Raw genomic sequence first — 19,414 nt, 5'->3', positions numbered from 1 at the left:
ATTGTCGTATTCGAAGGGAGCGGGCACCCCAGCAGCATTGTGCTGGGGTGCCCGCGTCTTCCTGTGAAAATCAGGGGTTGCCGCCGCCGCTTCCTCCGCCAGTGCTTGCGGGGTCCACGCTGCCCACGTTCGTACTGCCCAAATTCATGCTACCCAAGTTGACGCTTCCAAGATTGAAGTCCCCGCTGCCGAATAGGCTGCCGAGATTCCATTGGCTGAGGTCAAAAAGGCTGCCGAGATTCCAACCACCGCTGCCGAAATCCCACTCGCTGCTGCCGGTGTTCAGGCTTCCGAAATCGGCGAAGTTCAGGCTGCCGAGATCCCAGCCGTTGCTGCCGAAGGCGAGGTTGAGGCTTCCGCCGCAGACGCTGCTGCAATCAGGGTCCGCCGAGGCAGTTGTGGCCATCGCACCTGCGCCGCCTATCAGGGCTGCCGATGCTGCGAATACGACGGCCATGCGTCGGATGCTGCTTCGGTGGTTTCTTGTCGATTCCGAATTCACGCTCATGCACATCTCCAGGGATTAGTAGCTTGAGTATTCAGGACATTCGAAACTGTAGGAGAGTGAATTAGTTGATAAAGCGATATTCACACAAAGTGTCTCACTATGTGGGATTCGTTCGATGGTGTGTTGATTATCCGTCCCGGCGGAATAAGTTTTTTGGCAACGAAGGCACAGTTCAGGGGGTCGGATGTTGTCCGCGACTGATTCTTTTGGTCGAATTAAACTATTTTGCTGAACTTACTAACTTTCTTTAATTGTTCGCGCGGAGGTCATTGTCGGCGGGATTCCGAGGCGACTTTTAAACATTGTTTCATTCTAGAGAAACTGGGTATAACTTATCGCTGCTCGAATATATAAGTGGGCTGCGGAAGATTCATTCGAGGCGGGCCAAGCTTGTGAGGTCGATATGCGCGATACATTCTTGGGAGAGTTCGGCGAGGGCCGCACATGTGCAGCTTCCGGCCGTTAGCGCTCGGCGTCCAGCAGTTCCGGAACCGCCGAGCGGAGAGCATCTGTCACAGTCGAAACCGCGGGATGCGCGTCGGAACCCACACGGTGCGCGATCATTGTTCGTCGCCGAATGGGCATGGGCGTCAGGTGAACTCCCAAAGGCGGATGAATTGCGCCTAGTTCCGGAACAAGCGAAACACCTTGTCCTGCAGCGACGAGAGCAAGAACCGTGGCGAACTCGTCGATGTGGTGACGCACTTTCGGCGTGAATCCTGCGGCCTGGCATGCCCGAATCGTCATTGCGTGACAAGCGGTTCCGGGGATTGCGGTAATCCAGGGAAGTTGGATGCAATCGGTGAGCGCGCGGCCGGTTGTCAGCGGATCAGCCGAAGCCAGGTACACCGATTCGCTGCACAGCGGAATCGTCGTCAGGCCGGGTTCGGTTGGCCGCGGAACGAAGTCGTAGTCGTGGATCAGTGCCAAGTCCAGGTCGCCGGCACGTAGGGCATCGGCGACGTCAGCCGGATCGATCTCCGACACCATCGGTTCCAGTCCCGGATGTTCCTGGGCCAGCGCGATCAACGCCGGGGGAAGAATCGCGCGTGCCGCTGTCGGAAATGTTCCAATTCGGAGCGGTCCTGCTAGCCCGCGACGGGCGTCGACCAGTTCTCCCGACGCCTGTTCCAAGCGGGCCAGGATGGCTTCGGCATGACGTGCGAGATTCGCGCCGGCGGGAGTCAGCCTGACCCGACGGCCCGTCCGCTCCAGTAAAGGCACGCCGGCTTCGCGTTCCAGAACGGCTAGCTGTTGGGATACGGCCGAGGGACTGAATGAGAGAGCCTGGGCGACAGCAACGATGGTCCCGCGCAAAGCCAGTTCGCGGAGAAGGCGTAGTCGCCTGACATCGAGCATCATCTGAGCTTACGCTCGGCATCGGAAATACGAACTAGACCTACATGGTTGGTTCGGTAAAGCTGGATCCTATGACTCTCCACCTAGCCTTTGCCGGAATCCACGTACCGCTGATCACGCCCTTCGGCATCAGTGGACAGTTAGCAACCGACGCCCTCGAGCAACTCGCATACCAGGTGCTCGAAGATGGAGCGATCGGGCTGGTTGCACTCGGGACCACGGCTGAGACTGCGACCCTGACTCAGCAGGAACGACGCGACATCGTCGATATCTGCGCCGGTGTCTGCCGCTCTCGCGGTGCGTCATTGATTGTCGGAGCCGGCAATAACGACACGAGGGGGAGTGTCGGTGCACTGGAGGAACTGGGTCGATGGCCGGAGGTCAGCGCAGCCCTGGTGCCGGTTCCCTACTTCACCAGGCCATCGAATGCCGGTGTTGTGGCACACTTTACGCACTTGCAGGCATCGAGCCCGGTGCCATTGATCGTCTACCATGTCCCGTATCGAACGGGACGTGATCTTGATGCTGCCACCCTGCAGGAGTTGGGGCGATTGCCCGGCATCGTCGCAGTGAAGTACGCATCCGGTGGTATTGATGGTCCCGCTGTCGAACTCTGTGCCGATCTACCGGCTGATTTCGCAGTTTTGGCGGGTGACGATTTGTTTCTGGCCCCCATGCTTGCGCTGGGCTCCGCCGGCGGGATTTTGGCATCGGCGCATGTGGCGACCAGTGACTTCGTAGATTTAATAAATGCTTGGGAGCGTGGAGATTTGGGCCGCGCGCGCGCACTCGGCCAGGACTTGTCGAGGCTGTCCGGCGCACTATTCGCCGAACCGAATCCGACGGTGATCAAGGGCGTGCTGCATGCACTGGGCAGGATTCCGACGCCGAATGTGCGCTTGCCCCTGCTGCCCGCCTCGCGAGAGTCGGTCGATTTTGCGCTCGAGATTTACCGTGAGCATTCGGAGACGAAGTTGTAGGGCGATCGAGCGCTGGGTGCAAGCCAATTTCAGAGGTGCCGCCGTCGGCATCGCGATTGTCTACGACTCCAGTGGGTCCTACAGCTCCTTTTCGCAATGTAACGAATTGTCCTGCTACTCCGGATATCAAAGGTGCATAGAACATCTGGGTTCTCGCGATTTCGGAGAAAATGGGGAGCGATCATGACCAACCAGCTGGCGCGCCGAATAGGTGTTGCGACATTTGCCATTGTCGGGATGGGTACCGCGGTAGCAGTTGGAGGAGGCTCGGTCGCGAGTGCTGAGCCCGCGCCGCCGACGTCGACAACAATGACGTGCTCGAGTGCGAATCCTCTCTTCTGGGCACCGTCGTTCACCTGGACGGTGAATGCTGCATCGGGAGAGTCGCTCCCTCCCGGTGGAACCGCGCTGGAGCCGTCGATCCTGCTCAGCGGTGGCAATGAACTGCCGGCGCCGCCCGCCGGTCTCCTCCCGAGCTTCGGAGTCAATTGGTACGGCACGCGCGTGATCGTCGACTGGCACAATGCGACTACTGGAGCTTCGGGTCGGAGCCTCAGCGATGAGGTGGCCTGGCAGCAAAAGCCTGGAATCCCGATCAACCGAACCTGGGCAGGAACCGGAACGGTGTCGTTCACCGTCACGGTAGAAACCGGCGCGGGATGGCGGTTCGTCAATCCGCAGAACGCAGTCTGCCGGGGAACGATCACGGTAGTACCCGGGCGATAATTCGGGAACGTTCGATTGCGGGCGTTGTGTGGGCGGGATTTTGGATTTGTGTACCCGAGAATTCGGCGCGCACCGGGGTTTCCAGCAAATCGATCATCTCGGGATTGATTGGTGGAGTTGAACACTCAGGTATATGGTTCGCGTAGCGAGGGCGAGATTTCTGTCCTCCATCCATGACGAGGAAGGCACAACAATGTTCGATATTTCCGTTGCGATCAAATCATTCTTCTATTTCGTTTTCGAAAGTGGTTCATTGAGCTATAGCCTCAACGCAGGCTCGGTAACTGGCAGTGCAACTGGCAGCGCGACCGCAAGCCTTGACGGTTCCTAGATTTGAGTCTCGGGTGTCGGTCGGCGCAGGTGGCTCAGTGCTGGAGCAGTATCTGATCGAACCGGTTTCGCAGCACGGTCGATACATGAAAGTTTTCCCGTACCCGCGTGATGAGCAGCTCTGCCACGGTTTTCACCTTGGTGTTCGTCTCCTGTGATCGCCAGACGAGGATGTCGAACGCGCGATCGGCGGGGACCCCGTAGACGACCATCAGCATGCCTTTGGCCTGTTCGATGACGCTACGCGAGATGGCGATTTCACTGACAATTTCGTCGACAGATTCCTTTATCGTGGGGCCGAGCGACTCCGTGACATCGATGTAAAAACCGGAACTGCCTACGACGTCACCGGATTCGTCGACGACTCTATCGCCGACCACGACCACCGATCGAGTAGCTCCAGCGGTGTCGATGATTCGGTGTCGACTGCTGAATGGGCCACCCGATGTCCGGATCGCATGCAAGGTCTGCGTGACATGGCGGAGGTCATCGGGGTGTTTATGAGAGAGCAACAGTTTTGTTGTCGGAACGATCTGTCCCGGTGTGTAGCCGTGAATCCGTGCAACTGCATCCGACCACTCCCACCGGTCGTGGGTTCGGTGATAGAGAAACCCGCCGACGCGGTGGGGAGCACCGGACTCTGATGTCGGACCAAGCTCAGTCTCCATCGCCACTGAAGCGCCTCTCGTTCTCGACCACTGCCCACACATGGACGTATCTGTCGACTAGTTATATCGGACATTTAGGCGTTGAGTCGTCGGTTTGATAAGCGAGGACTTGGCGAAAGCCTTCAGTGCAAGCATCGATCTGTCTATCGCGGTGTGAACCCGATTACCTTCAGCCGTTGATGCTGTTTAGCTGCAGCCACTCCTGCCAACTCGAAGGTTTGCCCGCAACTGCGGAGCCTTCAGTAGCTACAGCCCGAAGTCCGCAGAGCACGTAGCTGAGTTCGCGAAGATGGATCTCGTTCGAGCGTTCCCGGTTCACTGGCAGATTAGGCCGCAGATGCATGATCGTCAGCATGATGTCGGCAGGGCCGTAATGTTCCGGGATCAGTTTCAGTCGACGGTCCACTGCAATCACGGATTCGAGGGCCTTCTCGAGGCGATCGGCAAGCGCATCGATCTCGGGGTTCGTTTTCATATGCCGGCCAAAAGTCGAGACCAGGGGTGCGGAGCCTTCGACGATGTTGCGGTGGAGGAAGATTTCGACAGCAGAATCTGGGTGGCCGGGCGTTTCGGCGGTTGCAGCGCAGGTGTCTGCCAGCTCGATAATCTGCTCTAGAGCGAGAATCCGCAGCGCGTTCACTAGCACGGGTTTGCTGGGATAGCGGCGATAGATACTGGCTACGCCGATTCCTGCGCGAGCGGCTATGTCGGACATGGGTGCCCCCCAGCCGTACTCGTAGAACACCTCGCGGGCCGCTTGCAGGATCGAGTCATCGTTGTTTTGCGCCTCACGAGCGCGGCCGCGCAGGGGAGGGTTTCCGGAGTTGGTGGGAGTCACGTCGTCACGGTACCGCTGATTGCCGTACGGTTCTATCGGAACGGAATATTCCGTTCCGTTCAAATTCTTCTCAGACAGAATCGAGCAACGATGCCATCCGCGCCATCAGATGCAACCACCCGACATGTGGAGGGTGCCCCCGCCATCGCGGCCGGGGGGGCGATTTTTGGTGCTGTCGTTGGCGGTGGCAGTTCTTTCCTTTTCGATGATGCAGACCCTCCTGGTTCCAGCACTGCCCACCTTCATGGGGGAATTTGGGATCGATGCGCCGCTGGCGGGCTGGATCCTCACCAGTTACCTCCTCTGCGGTGCCGTGGCCGCACCCATCCTCGGGTCGCTTGGGGATCGGTACGGCCATCGAAAAATCATGATCCTGACGTTGGCGATCTTCGTGGTGGGCAGCGTCCTGGCCGCCGTTGCCGGGAGCTTTGCGGTACTCCTGTTCGGCCGAATTTTGCAAGGTGCGAGTACTGCTACCTTCCCTCTCGCCCTGGCCATAGTTCGCCGCCACCTATCGGGGGCGCCGCAGCGAGCTGCATTCGGCTGGCTTAGCGGGACCCTGGGTCTCGGTGCCGGCGCGGCGCTCGTCATCGGTGGCGTTGTTCTTGAAGCTGCCTCGTGGCAAGTGCTTTTTGTAATCGGGGCGCTGATGGGCGGCACGGCGTTGATGCTGGTGGTCTTCTTCGTTCCGGCCTCGTCCAGGGGCACTGTATCCCGGACTGACTGGGTGGGCACTGCGCTGCTGGTCGTCGGGCTCGTTTCGCTGTTGCTCGCGATTTCGCAAGGCGGGAGTTGGGGTTGGGTCTCACTGCCGGTGCTGGGATTGTTCCTGCTCGCCGTCATATCGCTTTTTGCGTTGGTATTCGTGGAACTCCGGATCACAACACCATTGATCGACATGCGCACTCTGGCGCGCCCTGCGCTTGCCGTGACTAACGGGCTCACACTCTTCCTCGGATTTATCCCGTACATCTTCTACGTCGGTCTGCCGGTGCTCCTTCAGGCTCCGCTGGCATCCGGCAATGGACACGGATTCACAGTGACCGAAACTGGACTCGCCCTACTGCCTGGGGCAATCCTGGTGTTCCTCGGTGGTCGATTCGCGCCGCTGCTGATTCTGCGCATCGGCGCCAAGTCCACGGCGTTTCTGGCACTGGCTCTCATGTGCATTGGGAGCGTCGGGGTGGCGATCGCACCGGGCAACCTTGCGATGGTCGTGGTGTTCTTCTCACTCGTCGGGCTCGGTAACGGTGTTGGGTTTTCCGTCTGCGCTGATCTCGTCGCCAGCCTTGCTCCACGAGACGAAGTGGCTGCTGCAATGGGGGTCAACGGGGTGCTGCGCACCGTCGGATCGGCACTGGGGGCCCCGATCGCCACGGTTGTCTTGGCCACGGTTGCGGTCTCCGAAGCGGGGGCTGCTACCTTGCCGTCGTTCTCGATGCTCTTCATCGTTGCCGCTGCGGTGAGTGCCCTCGGCGCGGTGCTAACGCTTGCCCTCCGCGGAGAGTCGGGTGGCAGGGAGCAGGGCAAAAACGCTCGAGGGCAAGGGGATTGACGCATCGCAACCGTGGCAGTCCTCCAGGTTCCGGAGTCGCGAAGAGGGGCACTTCTCACACAATCTCAAGCATGGATCGAATAGCCTCGGAACCGCGAACGACGACGGGTTCCAGTGGTCGCACAAAATCCGGCGGATCCAGGGTGAGGAATTGTTGCACCGTCATCCGGCCGGAATCGGTTAGCCGGTCCAGGCTTCCCGCGTCTTGGTAGCCGATTTTCCGGGACACGGTGAGCGATGCAGGATTGTCGGCAAACGAGGTCGACGTGATTCGGGTTGCGCCCAGGTGGTCGAAAGCGAACGTGCACATCGATTGCCTGGCGAGAGTGCCGAGACCACGTCCCTGAAATTCCTGCCCGATCCACGACCCGGTTTCGCCGGTACGAGTCTCCGGAAAGTTCCTGGTAGACAACCCTTGGCAGCCGACTATCGTGCCGTCGATTCGAATGACGGTTTCGAATGTCCATGCTGTGGGGGTCATCGACCCGCGAATCGACCAGTGGTACTGCATGAATCGTCGAGATACTTCGTCAGGTGTCCCGGTGGTCCACGGCACGACAAATGGCATCTGGCCGGCCGGATGGATGCCGGCTCGAATCAGTGCGTCGAGTTCGGGTAAGTGCTCGTCTTTCACCGATTCAAGGCTGAGCGGTCCGCATGAAATCGTGACACCGTGCGGCGGCCAGAGCGGCGCCAAAGGATGGGTTGTCATCTCGATGACCTTCGGTTGTGTGCGCGGGATCGTCGGTGTGCTTGTGTCGTCCAAGTTTTACATGCGGTCGGAGCAGATTATGCGGACTTCGCGTCTTCGGGATTCTTTTTGCTTCAAGACTGGAGTCGGGCACATAGTGTGTGGACGGTGACCACAGAGAAGCCCGTGCAGAGCGGTGAGCGCCAAGTCGACGGACGGCTGTCGAAGGGTGTTGTTACTGCATATGCCGCCGGAAGTATCGGGACCGGAGGATTCGGTGTACTTCCCGGGCTGGTGCTGGCGTACTACCTGACCGATACGCTCGGTGTGGCGGCAGGATTGGCGTCGTTGGTGGTGATCGTCCCGAAGATCGCGGACGTGTTGATCGATCCGTTGATCGGCACCATCAGCGATCGAAGTTCGCATCGAACCGGTACCCGCGTGCCACTGATGTTGGTCGGGTCGTTCGCCCTTCCGCTGTTGTTCATCCTTACCTTTGCGGCACCGGTATCCGGCGGGCCCGGCATCGGAGCCGCGTGGGTCCTGGTGTTCTTTCTTCTGGCGGCAAGCGCGTACAGCCTTTTTCAGGTGCCGTATATTGCCCTACCCACCGAATTGACCGGTGATTATCACGAGCGCACCCGACTGATCTCCGTTCGAATTGCCGTGTTGGCCTTGGCGATTCTGTTAATCGGCGGAGGTGGCCCGGCTTTGCGAAACCTAGCGGGAGGGGGAGCCGCGGGCTATCTGGTGATGGCGGTGGGTGTATCCGCGGTGATGTGCTGCGCGATGCTCTGGGCTGTGTACGGCGCCGCCCGTCGCACCGTGACTCGTGCCGACGCTCCGGTGGGTTCGCTTCTCTCGCAGTACCGCGACGGGTTCGATGCAATTCGCAGCACTCGATCGTTCCGATTGCTCGTGATCGTTTTTGTTCTTCAAGCTCTCGCGACGGCGGTGATGTTGGCGGGGGCTCAGTATCTCGCGACCTACGTGATGGGGAACGAAGATGCCATCACCGGATTGTTTGCGGCGTTGGTCGGACCGGCCCTGCTCATCATGCCGCTCTGGTATCGCTACTCGCGTCGCCACGGCAAACTTCGCGGCTACGTTTTGTCGTCGATCATCTTTGTTGTCGCGACATTGCTGTTGACCTTTGCAGCGTTCGGTAGCGGAGTCTGGATCTACGGCGCAGTCGGGTTGGCCGGCGTCGGTTACGCCGGTATGCAGGTTTTCCCGTTGGCAATGCTTCCCGACGCGATCGAGGACGACGCCCGGATCGGTGGGCGTCAGCGAGGCGGTTCGTTGAGCGGAATCTGGACGGCCGCAGAAACGGCAGGCCTCGCGCTCGGGCCGGCAGTGTTCTTGCTTTTTCTTGCGTCGACGGGCTTCGTGTCCTCGCAGGCCGGAAAGGCCGTGGACCAACCGGATTCGGCGATCACGGGGATCGCACTGGGCTTCTCGGTTGCGCCGGCCGTTCTGGTGATGATCAGCCTTGCTGTATTGCGCGTCTACAACACACAGGAGAACAATGACCGCCACTGAAACAACATCCATCGAGCGTCGGTCAGCTGAAGTGCTCGAGAGGCTTCGTAGCCTCCGGGAGGGCGACGCTCCCACCCACGGCGGTCGGGTCCTGTCGTATGTCTACGACAGCGGATTGGATGCATTGGATCAGCTAGCCGCCGATGCAGCCCGATTGGTGCAGCCCGTCAACGGCCTTGATCCCACGGTGTTCCCGTCGACTGCAGTGATGGAACGCGAACTTGTCGGCTTTGTTCGGGGATTCCTGCACGGGGACGACGAGGTGGTCGGCAACGTCACCAGCGGCGGAACCGAAAGTTGTGTTCTGGCAGTCAAAGCGGCCCGTGACCTTCGTGGTCTTCCGCCTGGGCAGGGCTCTCTGGTTCTTCCGACCACAGCTCACGCTGCGTTTCACAAGGCAGCACATCTGCTCGGTCTGGCGCTCGTGTTGGTGCCCGTCGATCCTGAATCCGGCCGCGTCGCCGCTGCGGACATAGCGGACGCACTGCGCGGCGACACCGTCCTGATCGTGGCGTCGGCACCGAGCTATCCGTTTGCGGCCCTCGATCCGATCATCGAGATTGCGGAAGTGGCTCGCGCACAATCAATTCCATTGCATGTTGATGCCTGCATCGGGGGATTGGCGTTGCCCTGGTGGGGTGAACTGCCCGCTTGGGATTTCCGAGTTCCCGGAGTTACGAGTATCTCCGCTGACCTCCACAAGTACGGCTACTCGCCGAAAGGCGCTTCGGTGATCCTGTACCGCGGACGAGATCTCCACCGCAAGCAGTACTTCGGTCTCACAGCGTGGCCGGGTTATCCTGTGGTCAATCCAACGTTGATGGGTTCGAAATCTGTTGCGGCACTTGCCGGAGCCTGGGCGATCTCCCAGGTGCTCGGGGAGTCGGGATATGCGGGATTGGTCCAGCAGGCAAAGCGGGCGACGGACTCCGTGGTGGCGGTAGTCGGCACCATCGAAGGGTTGCGCGTCGTCGGAACGCCGGTCGGCCCACTGTTTGCCGTAGCCACTGACGAATCGGTTTCGGTCGATCGGCGAGTGGATGCGCACCGCTGGGTCACAGCTGTCGGCGCTCGGGGCTTTGTGCTGCAAGGGCAACCGGCGTCGACGCAACCTGATGGCACCACCTTGCCCCGAACTACGCATCTCACCATCACACCGGTCACGGAAAGTGTTCTCGATGAGCTGTCGAGTGCGTTGAAGCTGGGCGCCGACGAGGTTCGGGGACTGCCGGCAGCGGGTCCGCCGCCGGCCTTGGCAGAGCTTGCAGCGGCATTCGAGCGCGGCGACGTAAGCGTCGACGATGTACTTGCACTGCCGAGTGAGGCTGTTGCGATGGCTCTCGCGTCAGCGGGGCTGGATCCGAAGGGCTCGGCTGACTCGCCGCTGGATATGGCGGCGGTCCTTGCCGCCGTCGAAAGCCTGCCGCGAGAGGTGACGACCCGCCTGCTGGTGGAATTCCTGGCGGGGCTCGTAGAACCCTGAGTCAAAGCCAAAATCGGACATACCGTGCGAAATTCTCCACGTTCGGGCGTAGGTTTTGAGTCAGATGCTGACAAACTTTCTCAGGAGGGTTGGTTCGTGACTGGAGCCGCAACCAAGATTTTGACGGTGTTCGAGGAACTGGTGGGCACGGACCTGCCGATTCGTGTGCGTTGTTGGGACGGGTCGCAGGCCGGTCCGCCCGACACGGCAGCTCGGGTTACTTTCCGCAACCGGCGTGCGTTGCGGAGAGTACTCTATTCGCCTGACGAACTTGGCCTGGCCAGGGCATATGTGTCCGGCGACCTCGATATCGACGGAGACGTATTTGCGCTGCTCGACGTGCCCGATCTGGTCTCACGAATTGGTGAGCACAGAATTTCGGAGATGTCGGCTGGCACAGTCCTGCGAGCCGGCGCCACCTTGGTCAGATTGGGCGCATTGGGGTTGCCACCGAAACCTCCGTCCATCGAGATGCGGCGCAAGCGAGGTCGACGGCACAGTCGATCTCGCGACTCGGAGACCGTCTCGCATCACTACGACGTCGGAAACGCTTTCTACGAACTGTTTTTGGGTCCGAGCATGGTGTATTCATGCGGGTATTGGCCCACCGGGACGCAGACGCTCGAGGATGCCCAACGCGGAAAGCTTGATTTGATCTGCCGCAAACTGGGATTGAAGCCCGGGATGCGCCTGCTCGACGTCGGTTGCGGTTGGGGTTCGATGGCGCTGCACGCGGCGCAGAACTACGACGTGGACGTGGTTGGGGTTTCGCTCAGTCGCGAGCAGGTGGAGTACGCGAAGGGGCGGGTTTCTGATGCGGGACTGACGGATCGGATCGAAATCCGGGCGCAGGATTACCGCGACGTCGATGACGGGCCGTACGACGCGATTTCGAGTATCGGCATGTCGGAGCACGTCGGTTTGGCGAATGTGCCGATCTACACCGCCAAGTTGTACGGCTTGCTGAAACCTGAAGGTCGTTTGCTCAATCATGCGATTGCCTCGGTGAAATCACTGCCGGACAAGGTTGTTGACGGACGCAGCTTCATCGACCGGTACATCTTTCCCGACGGTGAGATCCTTCCGTTGAGTAAAACTGTTGACGCACTGGAACGTTCAGGATTCGAGACTCGGGACAGTGAGGCGCTTCGCGAGCACTACGCACTGACGCTGCGTGCGTGGGTGGCGAACCTTCGGGAGAACTGGGACGCCGCTGTCGCGGAGGTGGGTGCTCCACGTGTTCGTACCTGGCTGCTGTATCTGGCAGCAAGTGCGCTCGGCTTCGAGGAAGCCCATCGTCTCACCATTCACCAAGTACTGGCCGTCAAGCCGGGAATCCGGGGCGCCAGTGGGATGCCGAAATCGAGGGAGGGATGGAGCCGATGACGTGGTACCTGACTGACGTGACGAGTGCGCCATGAGAAGCGGATGGGTATTCGTCGTCGCAAGTATGGCGCTGCTGGTGGCGGTGCCACTGACCGTGCCCGCTCAGGCCTTGCCGAACGAAAACTTCTACAACACAGACACCGATGACGTGGGAACTCCCGGTTCGGTGATCCGGACGCAGCCACTTCCGCTTGCCGGCGCTCTCGCCGGTATCCCCGGAGTTGGTACGCGCGTGCTGTATTCGAGCACAGATAGTCGGGGCGCCGAGGTTGCAGTATCGGGCTCCTATCTTGAACCGGCTGCCAACTGGGCTGGGCACGGTCCACGGCCGACGGTAGTGATCGGTCCCGGAACCCAAGGCCAAGGCGATCAGTGCGCGCCGTCGAAGATGTTTCCCACCGCAGGTCAATGGGACCCTGCGACAGGAAGTTTCGGCGTCAACTACGAGGCGGCTTTTGCTTTCGCCTTTCTGACTCAGGGCATCCGGGTCTTGGTCACGGACTACATCGGACTCGGTACTCCGGGGATACACACGTACGTGAATCGAAGTGAAGAAGCGCACGCCATGCTCGACGGGGCCCGGGCAGCACTCGAGATCGCGGACGCGAACCCGAATGACCCGATCGCACTGTGGGGCCATTCGCAGGGCGGGGGAGCGACCGCGGCGGCGACCGAACTTGCACCCGAATATGCGCCGGACCTGAATCTGGTGGGCAGCTATGCGAGTGCGCCGCCTGCAGATCTGGCGAGCGTCCTCCGGCACATCGACGGCACCGGATTGATGGCCGCGATCGGATACACGATCAACGGCGTGACGGACCGGTATCCAGCGGCTCGAGCGGCTATCGAATCGAGGTTGAACGACTACGGTCGATCGGTACTGGCCGATGTGTCGGGACAATGCCTGATCGATTCGCGAACCAAATACGGAAAGCAGTCGACAGCGTCGTGGACGGTCGATGGTCGCCCCCTCGCAGACGTGGTCGAGTCGGTGCCCGAGATCTTGCAGGTCATCGAAGAACAGCGCATCGGACGACGCACTCCGGCGTCGCCGATTCTGGTGAACGGCGCGGTCAATGACGATTTCATCCCGTACGAGCAGACGCGTCAGCTCGTCGACGACTGGTGCTCGCGTGGGGCGTCGGCAACGTTGTTCACGGATACCCTGCCCGCGGTCAATCAAGGAAGCGGAAACAACCATCTGGCGCCCGCCGTGGCTGATTTCGGGGTCGGGATGGCTTATGTGCTCGATAGGTTCAACGGTAAGCCGGTTGTCGGTGCCTGCAATCTATGACTCCGCGCGCCGATCCTCACTTGTCGCGCATCGCGGTGGTTGACTGAGGGCGTGAATGCACGTTCGGAAGATCTACCGGTCGTACCCGTACCCCGGCGCGCGCTGGGAGCCGGACCCGCGCTGCGGGTGGCGACGGGATTGATTCTGGGCGTCATTGCCGGGATCGTGGTGGCGTTGGTGGGATATGCGCGCTTTTCGTTCCTGATCGGTTGGGACGTTGCAGCGATGGTCTTCACGGTATGGACGTGGATTCTTGTCTGGCCCTTCGATGCAACGTTGACGGCAAGCCATTCGACCCGCGAAGAACCTGCTCGCAACGTCGCTCACCTTCTGATCCTCGCTGCGGCGGTGGCCAGCCTCGTCGGAATCGCCTTCCTCCTGCTCGCATCCCCGGATGGTCGTCGGTATCAGTTGGTGGCGGCATCGATTGCCGTTGTCAGCGTGGTTATTTCGTGGCTGGCCGTCCATACACTCTTCGCGCTGGGGTATGCGCGCCTGTATTACAGCGGTCCGGACGGCGGCATCGACTTCAATCAGGAGGAGCCCCCGCGCTACAGCGATTTTGGCTATGTCGCATACACAGTGGGGATGAGCTTCGCGATCTCGGATACCAACTTGACGTCGTCGGACATGCGAGCGATGGCTCTGGGCCACGCACTGTTGTCCTACGTTTTCGGATCGGTCATCGTGGCGTCCGTCGTCAACTTGATTGCCGGACTCTGAGGCGATTTTCAGGCCACCGCGCGGCCGATACTCGACAGGAAACCGGCCGCACCGAAGAACAGCCCGGCAAAAACACGGTTGGTGGTCTTCTGCTGTTTCGGTGACCGCATGAGCCGCAAGACACGTGCAGCAAGTCCGGTGTATCCCGTCATCACAACTACGTCGACGATGCACATCGTCGCCGCGATGATCAGGTACTGGGGGACCAGCGGCCTGCCCGGATCAAGGAACTGAGGCAAGACCGCGAGCATAAAAACTACTGCTTTGGGATTGCTGGCGTTGACCAGGAAACCTCGAAACATCATCATGGGGCCGGAACTGGCCGCAGCTGACTCGTCGGTAGTTACCTCGGTGGGTGCAGACCTCCATTGGCGAATGCCCAGGTACACCAGATAGGCGACGCCGAACCATTTGATGATCGAGAAGGCGACGGTGGAGTTAGCAAGAATTGCACCGACGCCGGCTGCGACGATTCCGATCTGAAGGAGAAGGCCGAGTTGCAGTCCGAGAATATTCCAGTAGCCGCGGCGTAGGCCGACGGCAAGACCTGATGACATCGAGGCAATCGCACCGGCGCCGGGAGACAAGCTGATGACCCAGCTCGCGCCGAAGAATGCCAACCACACATGCCAACTCATTACGTGTTCCTTCTTGTTGCGATCATTCGGCCGGGGAGTGTGCCGGGACGGAAAGGGAGTCTAGATGCTGTTCCGAGTGGCGCCGATCGGTGCCATGATCGAGCCATGAACGAATTCCCGGTTCTGGACCTGACTCCCGACGAATTACTGACGACGACGCGAACAGTGCGCAAGCGACTCGACCTCACGCGACCGGTCACGTTGGACCTGATCAAGGAATGCCTCGAGGTTGCGTTGCAGGCCCCGTCGGGATCGAATCGGCAAGGGTGGCAATGGGTAGTGGTCACCGACCCGGATCTGCGCGCCCAGGTCGGGAAAATCTACAAAGAGGTAACCGACGAGTATCTGGCGTCGCAGGGCTCGGCGGCAAAGCTGTTCAGCGACAATCCTGACCGGGCTTCGGTGCAGCAACGCGTCGGAACCAGCGTCGAGTGGCTTGGTGACCACATGGGTGATGTTCCAGTGCTCCTGATTCCGTGCATCAAGGCCGGCAAGACCTTGCCCGCCGGAAACCAGGCAGGTTTGTGGGGATCTTTGCTTCCCGCTGTGTGGAGTTACGCGTTGGCGGCGCGAGCCCGCGGGCTGGGAACGGCGTGGACGACATTGCATCTACAGCGTGAAGCCGAGGTCGCCGAACTCTTGGGTATCCCGGAAGGCGTCCATCAGGGCGCATTGATCCCGACGGCCTACTTCACCGGAGAGACGTTCAAACCGGCAGCCCGTGAACCCATCGACAACATTTTGCATGTAGACCGATGGTGAACCTCAACTTCATGGCGATCTGCTCGCTGGACGGGTACGTTGCCGACGCCGAGGGGAATTTCGACTGGGCAGCACCGGACGAGAAGGTGCATGCGTTTGTCAACGACCTCGAACGGGACGTGGGTACCTACCTGTTCGGGCGCAGAATGTACGAGACGATGTCTGTATGGGAGTCGATGGAAGGATTCGATTCATCGCCTGTCACAGACGATTACGGTCGGATTTGGCGGGGAGCCGACAAAATTGTGTACTCCACGACGTTGCCGGCCCCTACGACAGCTCGCACCAGGCTCGAGCGAACGTTTGATCCTGAAGCGGTTCGCGCAATGAAGATGTCAGCCGCGCAGGACATTTCGATCGGAGGTCCCACTCTAGCCGCACATGCGATGAGCGCGGGACTGGTCGACGAGTGCCACCTGTTCTTGTGCCCGATCAGCATTGGTGGGGGATTGAGAGCACTCCCCGCCACTGTACGACTGGGTTTACATCTGGTCGCGGAGAAGACATTTGACAGCGGAGTGATTTACTTGCGCTATCGGCTTGGCTAGGTGAGTCTCCGGCACCTACAGGCCGATTGCAGTTTCCAGCAGGTCGAGTTCGGTTTCGAGGTAGTCGAGGAGGGAATCGAGGTCCGGGACCGCTTGCCGGCAGCTGGTCAGCCCGAAGACGATATTGTCGTCGTTGCTGGTGCACGTGATGTTGAGTGCCTGTCCCGTTGTCGGGATCGACAACGGGTAGAGAGTGTCCAATCGGAAACCGTTCCAGTACAACGGCATACTCGGTCCGGCAATATTGGAGATGACGATATTGAACGGTGGTCGTTGTGGGCCTCGGCGGCCGAGGAGCATTTCCACTCCGAGTGGGGCGACGCCGAGGGCGCTCATCGCAAGGACTTGCGCGGGGCTCATCGAGCGAAGCGCGGTCTTTCCGTCGTTCATGCTGGTACGTACTGTTTCGAGGCGGTGTGCAGGCTCGGAAAGGTGAGTTGCCAGATTGCACATGAGCACCCCGACCCGATTGCCGGTTGTGTCGGCGTCGTTGTCGGGCGCGCGCAGCGAGACGGGAACCATCGCGATCATAGGCGTGGTCGGCAATGCGTCTCGGTCGTGCAGGTAGCTGCGGAGAGCGCCGGAGCACAGTGTCAGGACGATATCGTTGATGGTGGTATCGGAATGCTTGGCCAGCAAGCGAATCCGTTCGAGGGGAAAAGTGCGCGCGGCGATGTGGTGGGTTCCGCCGATCGGGACGTTGAACACGGTGTGCGGTGCGGTGAGTGAGACGGCTCCGCACTTGCCGCGCAACGCTCGGTCCAGGGTGCCCACCGTTGCGGGTATCAGTCCGGCAGCCTCGCCGACAGCTGCCCGAGTGGCTCCCCACAATGTTCCGGTCAGTGTCGATTTCGAATCGGAGATGTCCAAAGATGGCACTGCTGTCACTGGACGCGGAACTTGCCAGGGCGCCGGCATATTCCGGCGGTTGGGGTCGCCGCTCATGCTCTCGCGGAGCAGTTTCATCGCGCTCGCCCCGTCGGAAAGTGCGTGATGGATCTTGGTGTAGACGGCATATCGGCCGTCGGAAAGCCCTTCGATCAGGTGCATTTCCCACAACGGTCGACTGCGGTCGAGCAAGGTGCCGTGCAACCTCGATACCAACGTGGTCAGTTCCGTCATTCCACCCGGAGAAGGGAGAGCATCTCGACGAACGTGGTGGTCCAGATCGATGTCGTCGTCGGCGAGACTTTCCCATCCCCACTGGCCGAGTGAAGTGAGGGAACGGCGTGCCCGTTTACGGAAGACCGGGGCAAGCCGACCGGCTGTCAATGCGGTATCGAACATTGAGCGCATATCTGCTGCGGTGGCTCCGTCCGGTGGGGTGAAGATCGCCAGTCCGCCGACGTGCATCGGATGTTCGCGGGATTCGCCGAGCAGAAACAGTGAGTCAGTGGGTGCCATCGGCAACAGCATGCTGGTCCTTCGCTGTTTGTGAAGTCGGGGCTGGTTGGCGTGCCCGTACTTCTGGAACTGGTAATCGAGGGGGTGCCACACACCCGCAACGCTGCAATTTGTATGGCTCGCGTCACAGTGTGGCGACTCGTGACTCAGTTTTACAGCACAGTGAAAGTCGCGCTATTTGGTCAAACGTTCACTTGGCCAGGAGGTTTATGGAGATGGCAGGTCGGATCCTGTGGGCTTGAACTAAACCCCAAGGGGCTGTGATTTAACTCACTTACTTCCGATTATCGCAGCGTGAGGACTAGGAGAGCGATACGGGGACGATGTCGGCCACGATGGTGTGAATCAGACCGTCGCGGATCACGAAAGTTTCCCGGATCTCAACCGTGGCGAGCCTGGTGCCGAGAACCCCGGCGTCCAGCAGATAGACGGTGGTCACGAGGTCACCTTCCTCGGTCATTCGCAGATCACGGACGCCCTGAATCACGCTGTACTGCACACCGTTGTCAAGGTCCGCGCTCAATTGTGGACCGGAAAAACCTGTTTGGATACCGGCCTCGACGCGGGTGGCGTCGGGGGCGAAGTGCACGTCGGTGACGTCGTGCGAAACAAGCGCGTCGATGTAGGCGCGGGCCTGTGCTTCGCGCGGTGAGTCTGTCGGAGTCGGCGCTGCGTTTGCGAGGGCACTACCCGCAAAAATCATTGCTGCCGAGACCGACGCGGTGATTGCAAGCTTCCTGAAATGTGTCATGACGATTCCTATCGATAAGTGGTGGTGCAACTGAGTGGGGGATCGACCAGCGAGCAGAATGCGGGGGCGTTGACAGGGACGTAGTCCGCCGGGACTCCGTTGCCTTCGATGATCTGACGGTACGTCTCAACCCCGTCGGTGGGTACGCGGGTCAAAGTGGGATCGGTCAGCGCGTCGACGGTGTAGAGGCCGAAACGTGGTCGGAACGAGCCCCATTCGTAGTTGTCGGTGATGGACCAGTAGTTGAATCCGATGACGTCGGCACCGTCCTCGCGGGCGCGCTCCATCCAGTAGATGTGATCACTGAGGTGATTGGACCGGGTGTAGCCGTCGGGGCGGGGATTTCCGTTGTCGGTGGGCATTCCGTTCTCCACGATGTACAGGGGGAGTTCGGGATACTTGTGCGAGTAGCGCATCAGGGCGTCGTACAGCCCTTCGGGTTGCGGTGTGACCTTGTAGAACTCGTCGATCGCGGCGTAGGCGGCAGTGGGATTGTCCAGTGCCACACCGTAGTAGTAGTCGATACCGAGGAAGTCGAGTTTGTCGCGGACTCGATCGGTGAACACCGAATCGACAGCTTCGGACACACCGGGGATGAAGGAGAAGTTGCTGCTGACGCGAGTGCCCGGGTCGATTTCGTGAATGCGGTCGTAGATCGATCGGTGGACTCTAACCAGGGCGTCGAACATTGCCGGCGCCTGAGGGAGAGTGATTCCGCCATAGGTCAATTCACGCTGAACATAGACTGTCGGCTCGTTGATCGTGATCCACAGGGCGTCAATGCCGGAGTAGCGTTGGACCACCTTCTCGGCATTGGCCAACCAATCCGCTTCGGTTTTCGGGTTCATCCACCCGCCCTGATCGACAACCCAGCCTGGATACACCCAGTGATCGAGCGTGATCATCGGCTTCATTCCACGCGCCCGGATCTGTGTGACGACGTCGTCGTAGTACTCGAATTCGGTTTCGTTCCAGGTTCCCGACGTGGGTTGAACCCGGGCCCATTCGACGCCGAAGCGGAACACCTTTGCACCGAGGTTCGCTGCCCGGTCGATGTCCTCGACGTAGCGGTGACGGAAGTCGACCGAATCGCCGATCTGGTCGTGTGTGCGACCTGAAGCCGAGTAACGCGACCAGTTGCTGTCGGGGGACGAACCTTCCGACTGGAATCCGGAGGTAGCCACGCCCCAGAGGAAGTTGTCGTCCGGTGTCGCCGACGCTGGCATCG

The 19,414-nt window shown here is 60.2% G+C and carries 19 protein-coding genes; 10 read left to right on the top strand and 9 right to left on the bottom strand.

Translation table 11 applies throughout. The annotated features are described in order from the left end of the window. Positions 1–70: 70 nt before the first annotated feature. Both MTX36_RS12965 and MTX36_RS12960 read right to left on the bottom strand, forming a co-directional pair. Positions 71–457 carry a hypothetical protein gene (locus tag MTX36_RS12965; RefSeq protein WP_243620135.1) on the bottom strand — a complete coding sequence of 129 codons (387 nt, stop codon included), beginning with the start codon at positions 455–457 and terminating at the stop codon, positions 71–73. A gap of 513 nt (positions 458–970) precedes the next feature. Beyond that, positions 971–1,867: a LysR substrate-binding domain-containing protein gene (locus MTX36_RS12960; protein WP_308198224.1), complete on the bottom strand. Its 897-nt coding sequence runs from the start codon at positions 1,865–1,867 to the stop codon at positions 971–973. Positions 1,868–1,938: 71 nt separating this feature from the next. Here MTX36_RS12960 and MTX36_RS12955 point away from each other — a divergent pair, with 71 nt between their 5' ends. Then, positions 1,939–2,847, top strand: a complete 909-nt coding sequence (locus MTX36_RS12955) for a 4-hydroxy-tetrahydrodipicolinate synthase (RefSeq protein ID WP_243620133.1) — start codon at positions 1,939–1,941, stop codon at positions 2,845–2,847. Between the two features lie 183 nt (positions 2,848–3,030). Then, the gene (locus MTX36_RS12950) at positions 3,031–3,573 is read left to right on the top strand and encodes a hypothetical protein (RefSeq protein ID WP_243620132.1); all 543 of its coding nucleotides are present in this window, start codon (positions 3,031–3,033) and stop codon (positions 3,571–3,573) included. Positions 3,574–3,938: 365 nt separating this feature from the next. Here MTX36_RS12950 and MTX36_RS12945 read toward each other — a convergent pair whose 3' ends face one another. Next, complete coding sequence (locus MTX36_RS12945) at positions 3,939–4,571, bottom strand: PAS and ANTAR domain-containing protein (RefSeq protein WP_243620131.1); 633 nt, start codon at positions 4,569–4,571, stop codon at positions 3,939–3,941. Positions 4,572–4,740: 169 nt separating this feature from the next. Then, positions 4,741–5,409 (bottom strand): TetR/AcrR family transcriptional regulator, encoded by a 669-nt coding sequence (locus MTX36_RS12940; protein WP_243620130.1) that lies wholly within the window; start codon positions 5,407–5,409, stop codon positions 4,741–4,743. Between the two features lie 109 nt (positions 5,410–5,518). Here MTX36_RS12940 and MTX36_RS12935 point away from each other — a divergent pair, with 109 nt between their 5' ends. Next, complete coding sequence (locus tag MTX36_RS12935; RefSeq protein ID WP_308198222.1) at positions 5,519–6,964, top strand: MFS transporter; 1,446 nt, start codon at positions 5,519–5,521, stop codon at positions 6,962–6,964. A 55-nt stretch (positions 6,965–7,019) separates the two neighbouring features. Here MTX36_RS12935 and MTX36_RS12930 read toward each other — a convergent pair whose 3' ends face one another. Beyond that, a complete protein-coding gene (locus MTX36_RS12930) occupies positions 7,020–7,676 on the bottom strand; it encodes a GNAT family N-acetyltransferase (RefSeq protein WP_243620128.1) in 657 nt (218 codons plus the stop codon). Between the two features lie 147 nt (positions 7,677–7,823). Between MTX36_RS12930 and MTX36_RS12925 the strand changes: the two genes are divergently transcribed. From MTX36_RS12925 to MTX36_RS12905, 5 genes are all read left to right on the top strand, one after another. Next, positions 7,824–9,197 (top strand): MFS transporter, encoded by a 1,374-nt coding sequence (locus MTX36_RS12925; RefSeq protein ID WP_243620127.1) that lies wholly within the window; start codon positions 7,824–7,826, stop codon positions 9,195–9,197. Then, positions 9,184–10,680: an aminotransferase class V-fold PLP-dependent enzyme gene (locus MTX36_RS12920; RefSeq protein ID WP_243620126.1), complete on the top strand. Its 1,497-nt coding sequence runs from the start codon at positions 9,184–9,186 to the stop codon at positions 10,678–10,680. Before MTX36_RS12925 ends, MTX36_RS12920 begins: the two co-directional genes overlap by 14 nt. Before the next feature lie 96 nt (positions 10,681–10,776). Continuing rightward, on the top strand, positions 10,777–12,066 hold the full coding sequence (locus tag MTX36_RS12915) for a cyclopropane-fatty-acyl-phospholipid synthase family protein (RefSeq protein ID WP_243620125.1): 1,290 nt from the start codon (positions 10,777–10,779) through the stop codon (positions 12,064–12,066). 31 nt (positions 12,067–12,097) lie between these two features. Beyond that, entirely contained in the window at positions 12,098–13,360 is a 1,263-nt protein-coding gene (locus MTX36_RS12910; RefSeq protein WP_243620124.1) for a lipase family protein, read from the top strand. A 51-nt stretch (positions 13,361–13,411) separates the two neighbouring features. Next, positions 13,412–14,083, top strand: a complete 672-nt coding sequence (locus MTX36_RS12905) for a DUF1345 domain-containing protein (protein WP_094273575.1) — start codon at positions 13,412–13,414, stop codon at positions 14,081–14,083. 8 nt (positions 14,084–14,091) lie between these two features. Here MTX36_RS12905 and MTX36_RS12900 read toward each other — a convergent pair whose 3' ends face one another. Further along, the gene (locus MTX36_RS12900; protein ID WP_243620123.1) at positions 14,092–14,721 is read right to left on the bottom strand and encodes a LysE family transporter; all 630 of its coding nucleotides are present in this window, start codon (positions 14,719–14,721) and stop codon (positions 14,092–14,094) included. 105 nt (positions 14,722–14,826) lie between these two features. Here MTX36_RS12900 and MTX36_RS12895 point away from each other — a divergent pair, with 105 nt between their 5' ends. Next, positions 14,827–15,483: a nitroreductase family protein gene (locus tag MTX36_RS12895; protein WP_243620122.1), complete on the top strand. Its 657-nt coding sequence runs from the start codon at positions 14,827–14,829 to the stop codon at positions 15,481–15,483. Next, positions 15,477–16,031 (top strand): dihydrofolate reductase family protein, encoded by a 555-nt coding sequence (locus tag MTX36_RS12890; RefSeq protein WP_243620121.1) that lies wholly within the window; start codon positions 15,477–15,479, stop codon positions 16,029–16,031. Before MTX36_RS12895 ends, MTX36_RS12890 begins: the two co-directional genes overlap by 7 nt. 15 nt (positions 16,032–16,046) lie before the next feature. Here MTX36_RS12890 and MTX36_RS12885 read toward each other — a convergent pair whose 3' ends face one another. The 3 genes from MTX36_RS12885 to MTX36_RS12875 all read right to left on the bottom strand — a co-directional run bounded on the left by MTX36_RS12885 (position 16,047) and on the right by MTX36_RS12875 (position 19,412). Beyond that, positions 16,047–17,447 (bottom strand): wax ester/triacylglycerol synthase family O-acyltransferase, encoded by a 1,401-nt coding sequence (locus tag MTX36_RS12885; protein WP_243620120.1) that lies wholly within the window; start codon positions 17,445–17,447, stop codon positions 16,047–16,049. A 289-nt stretch (positions 17,448–17,736) separates the two neighbouring features. After that, a complete protein-coding gene (locus MTX36_RS12880) occupies positions 17,737–18,186 on the bottom strand; it encodes a hypothetical protein (RefSeq protein WP_243620119.1) in 450 nt (149 codons plus the stop codon). 8 nt (positions 18,187–18,194) lie between these two features. Next, positions 18,195–19,412: a glycoside hydrolase family 1 protein gene (locus tag MTX36_RS12875; RefSeq protein ID WP_243620150.1), complete on the bottom strand. Its 1,218-nt coding sequence runs from the start codon at positions 19,410–19,412 to the stop codon at positions 18,195–18,197. Positions 19,413–19,414 lie beyond the last annotated feature (2 nt).

The sequence above is a fragment of the Rhodococcus sp. ARC_M6 genome (genome assembly GCF_022810305.1).
Taxonomy (GTDB): Bacteria; Actinomycetota; Actinomycetes; order Mycobacteriales; family Mycobacteriaceae; genus Rhodococcus_F.
This window is presented reverse-complemented; position numbering and strand designations above follow the sequence as displayed.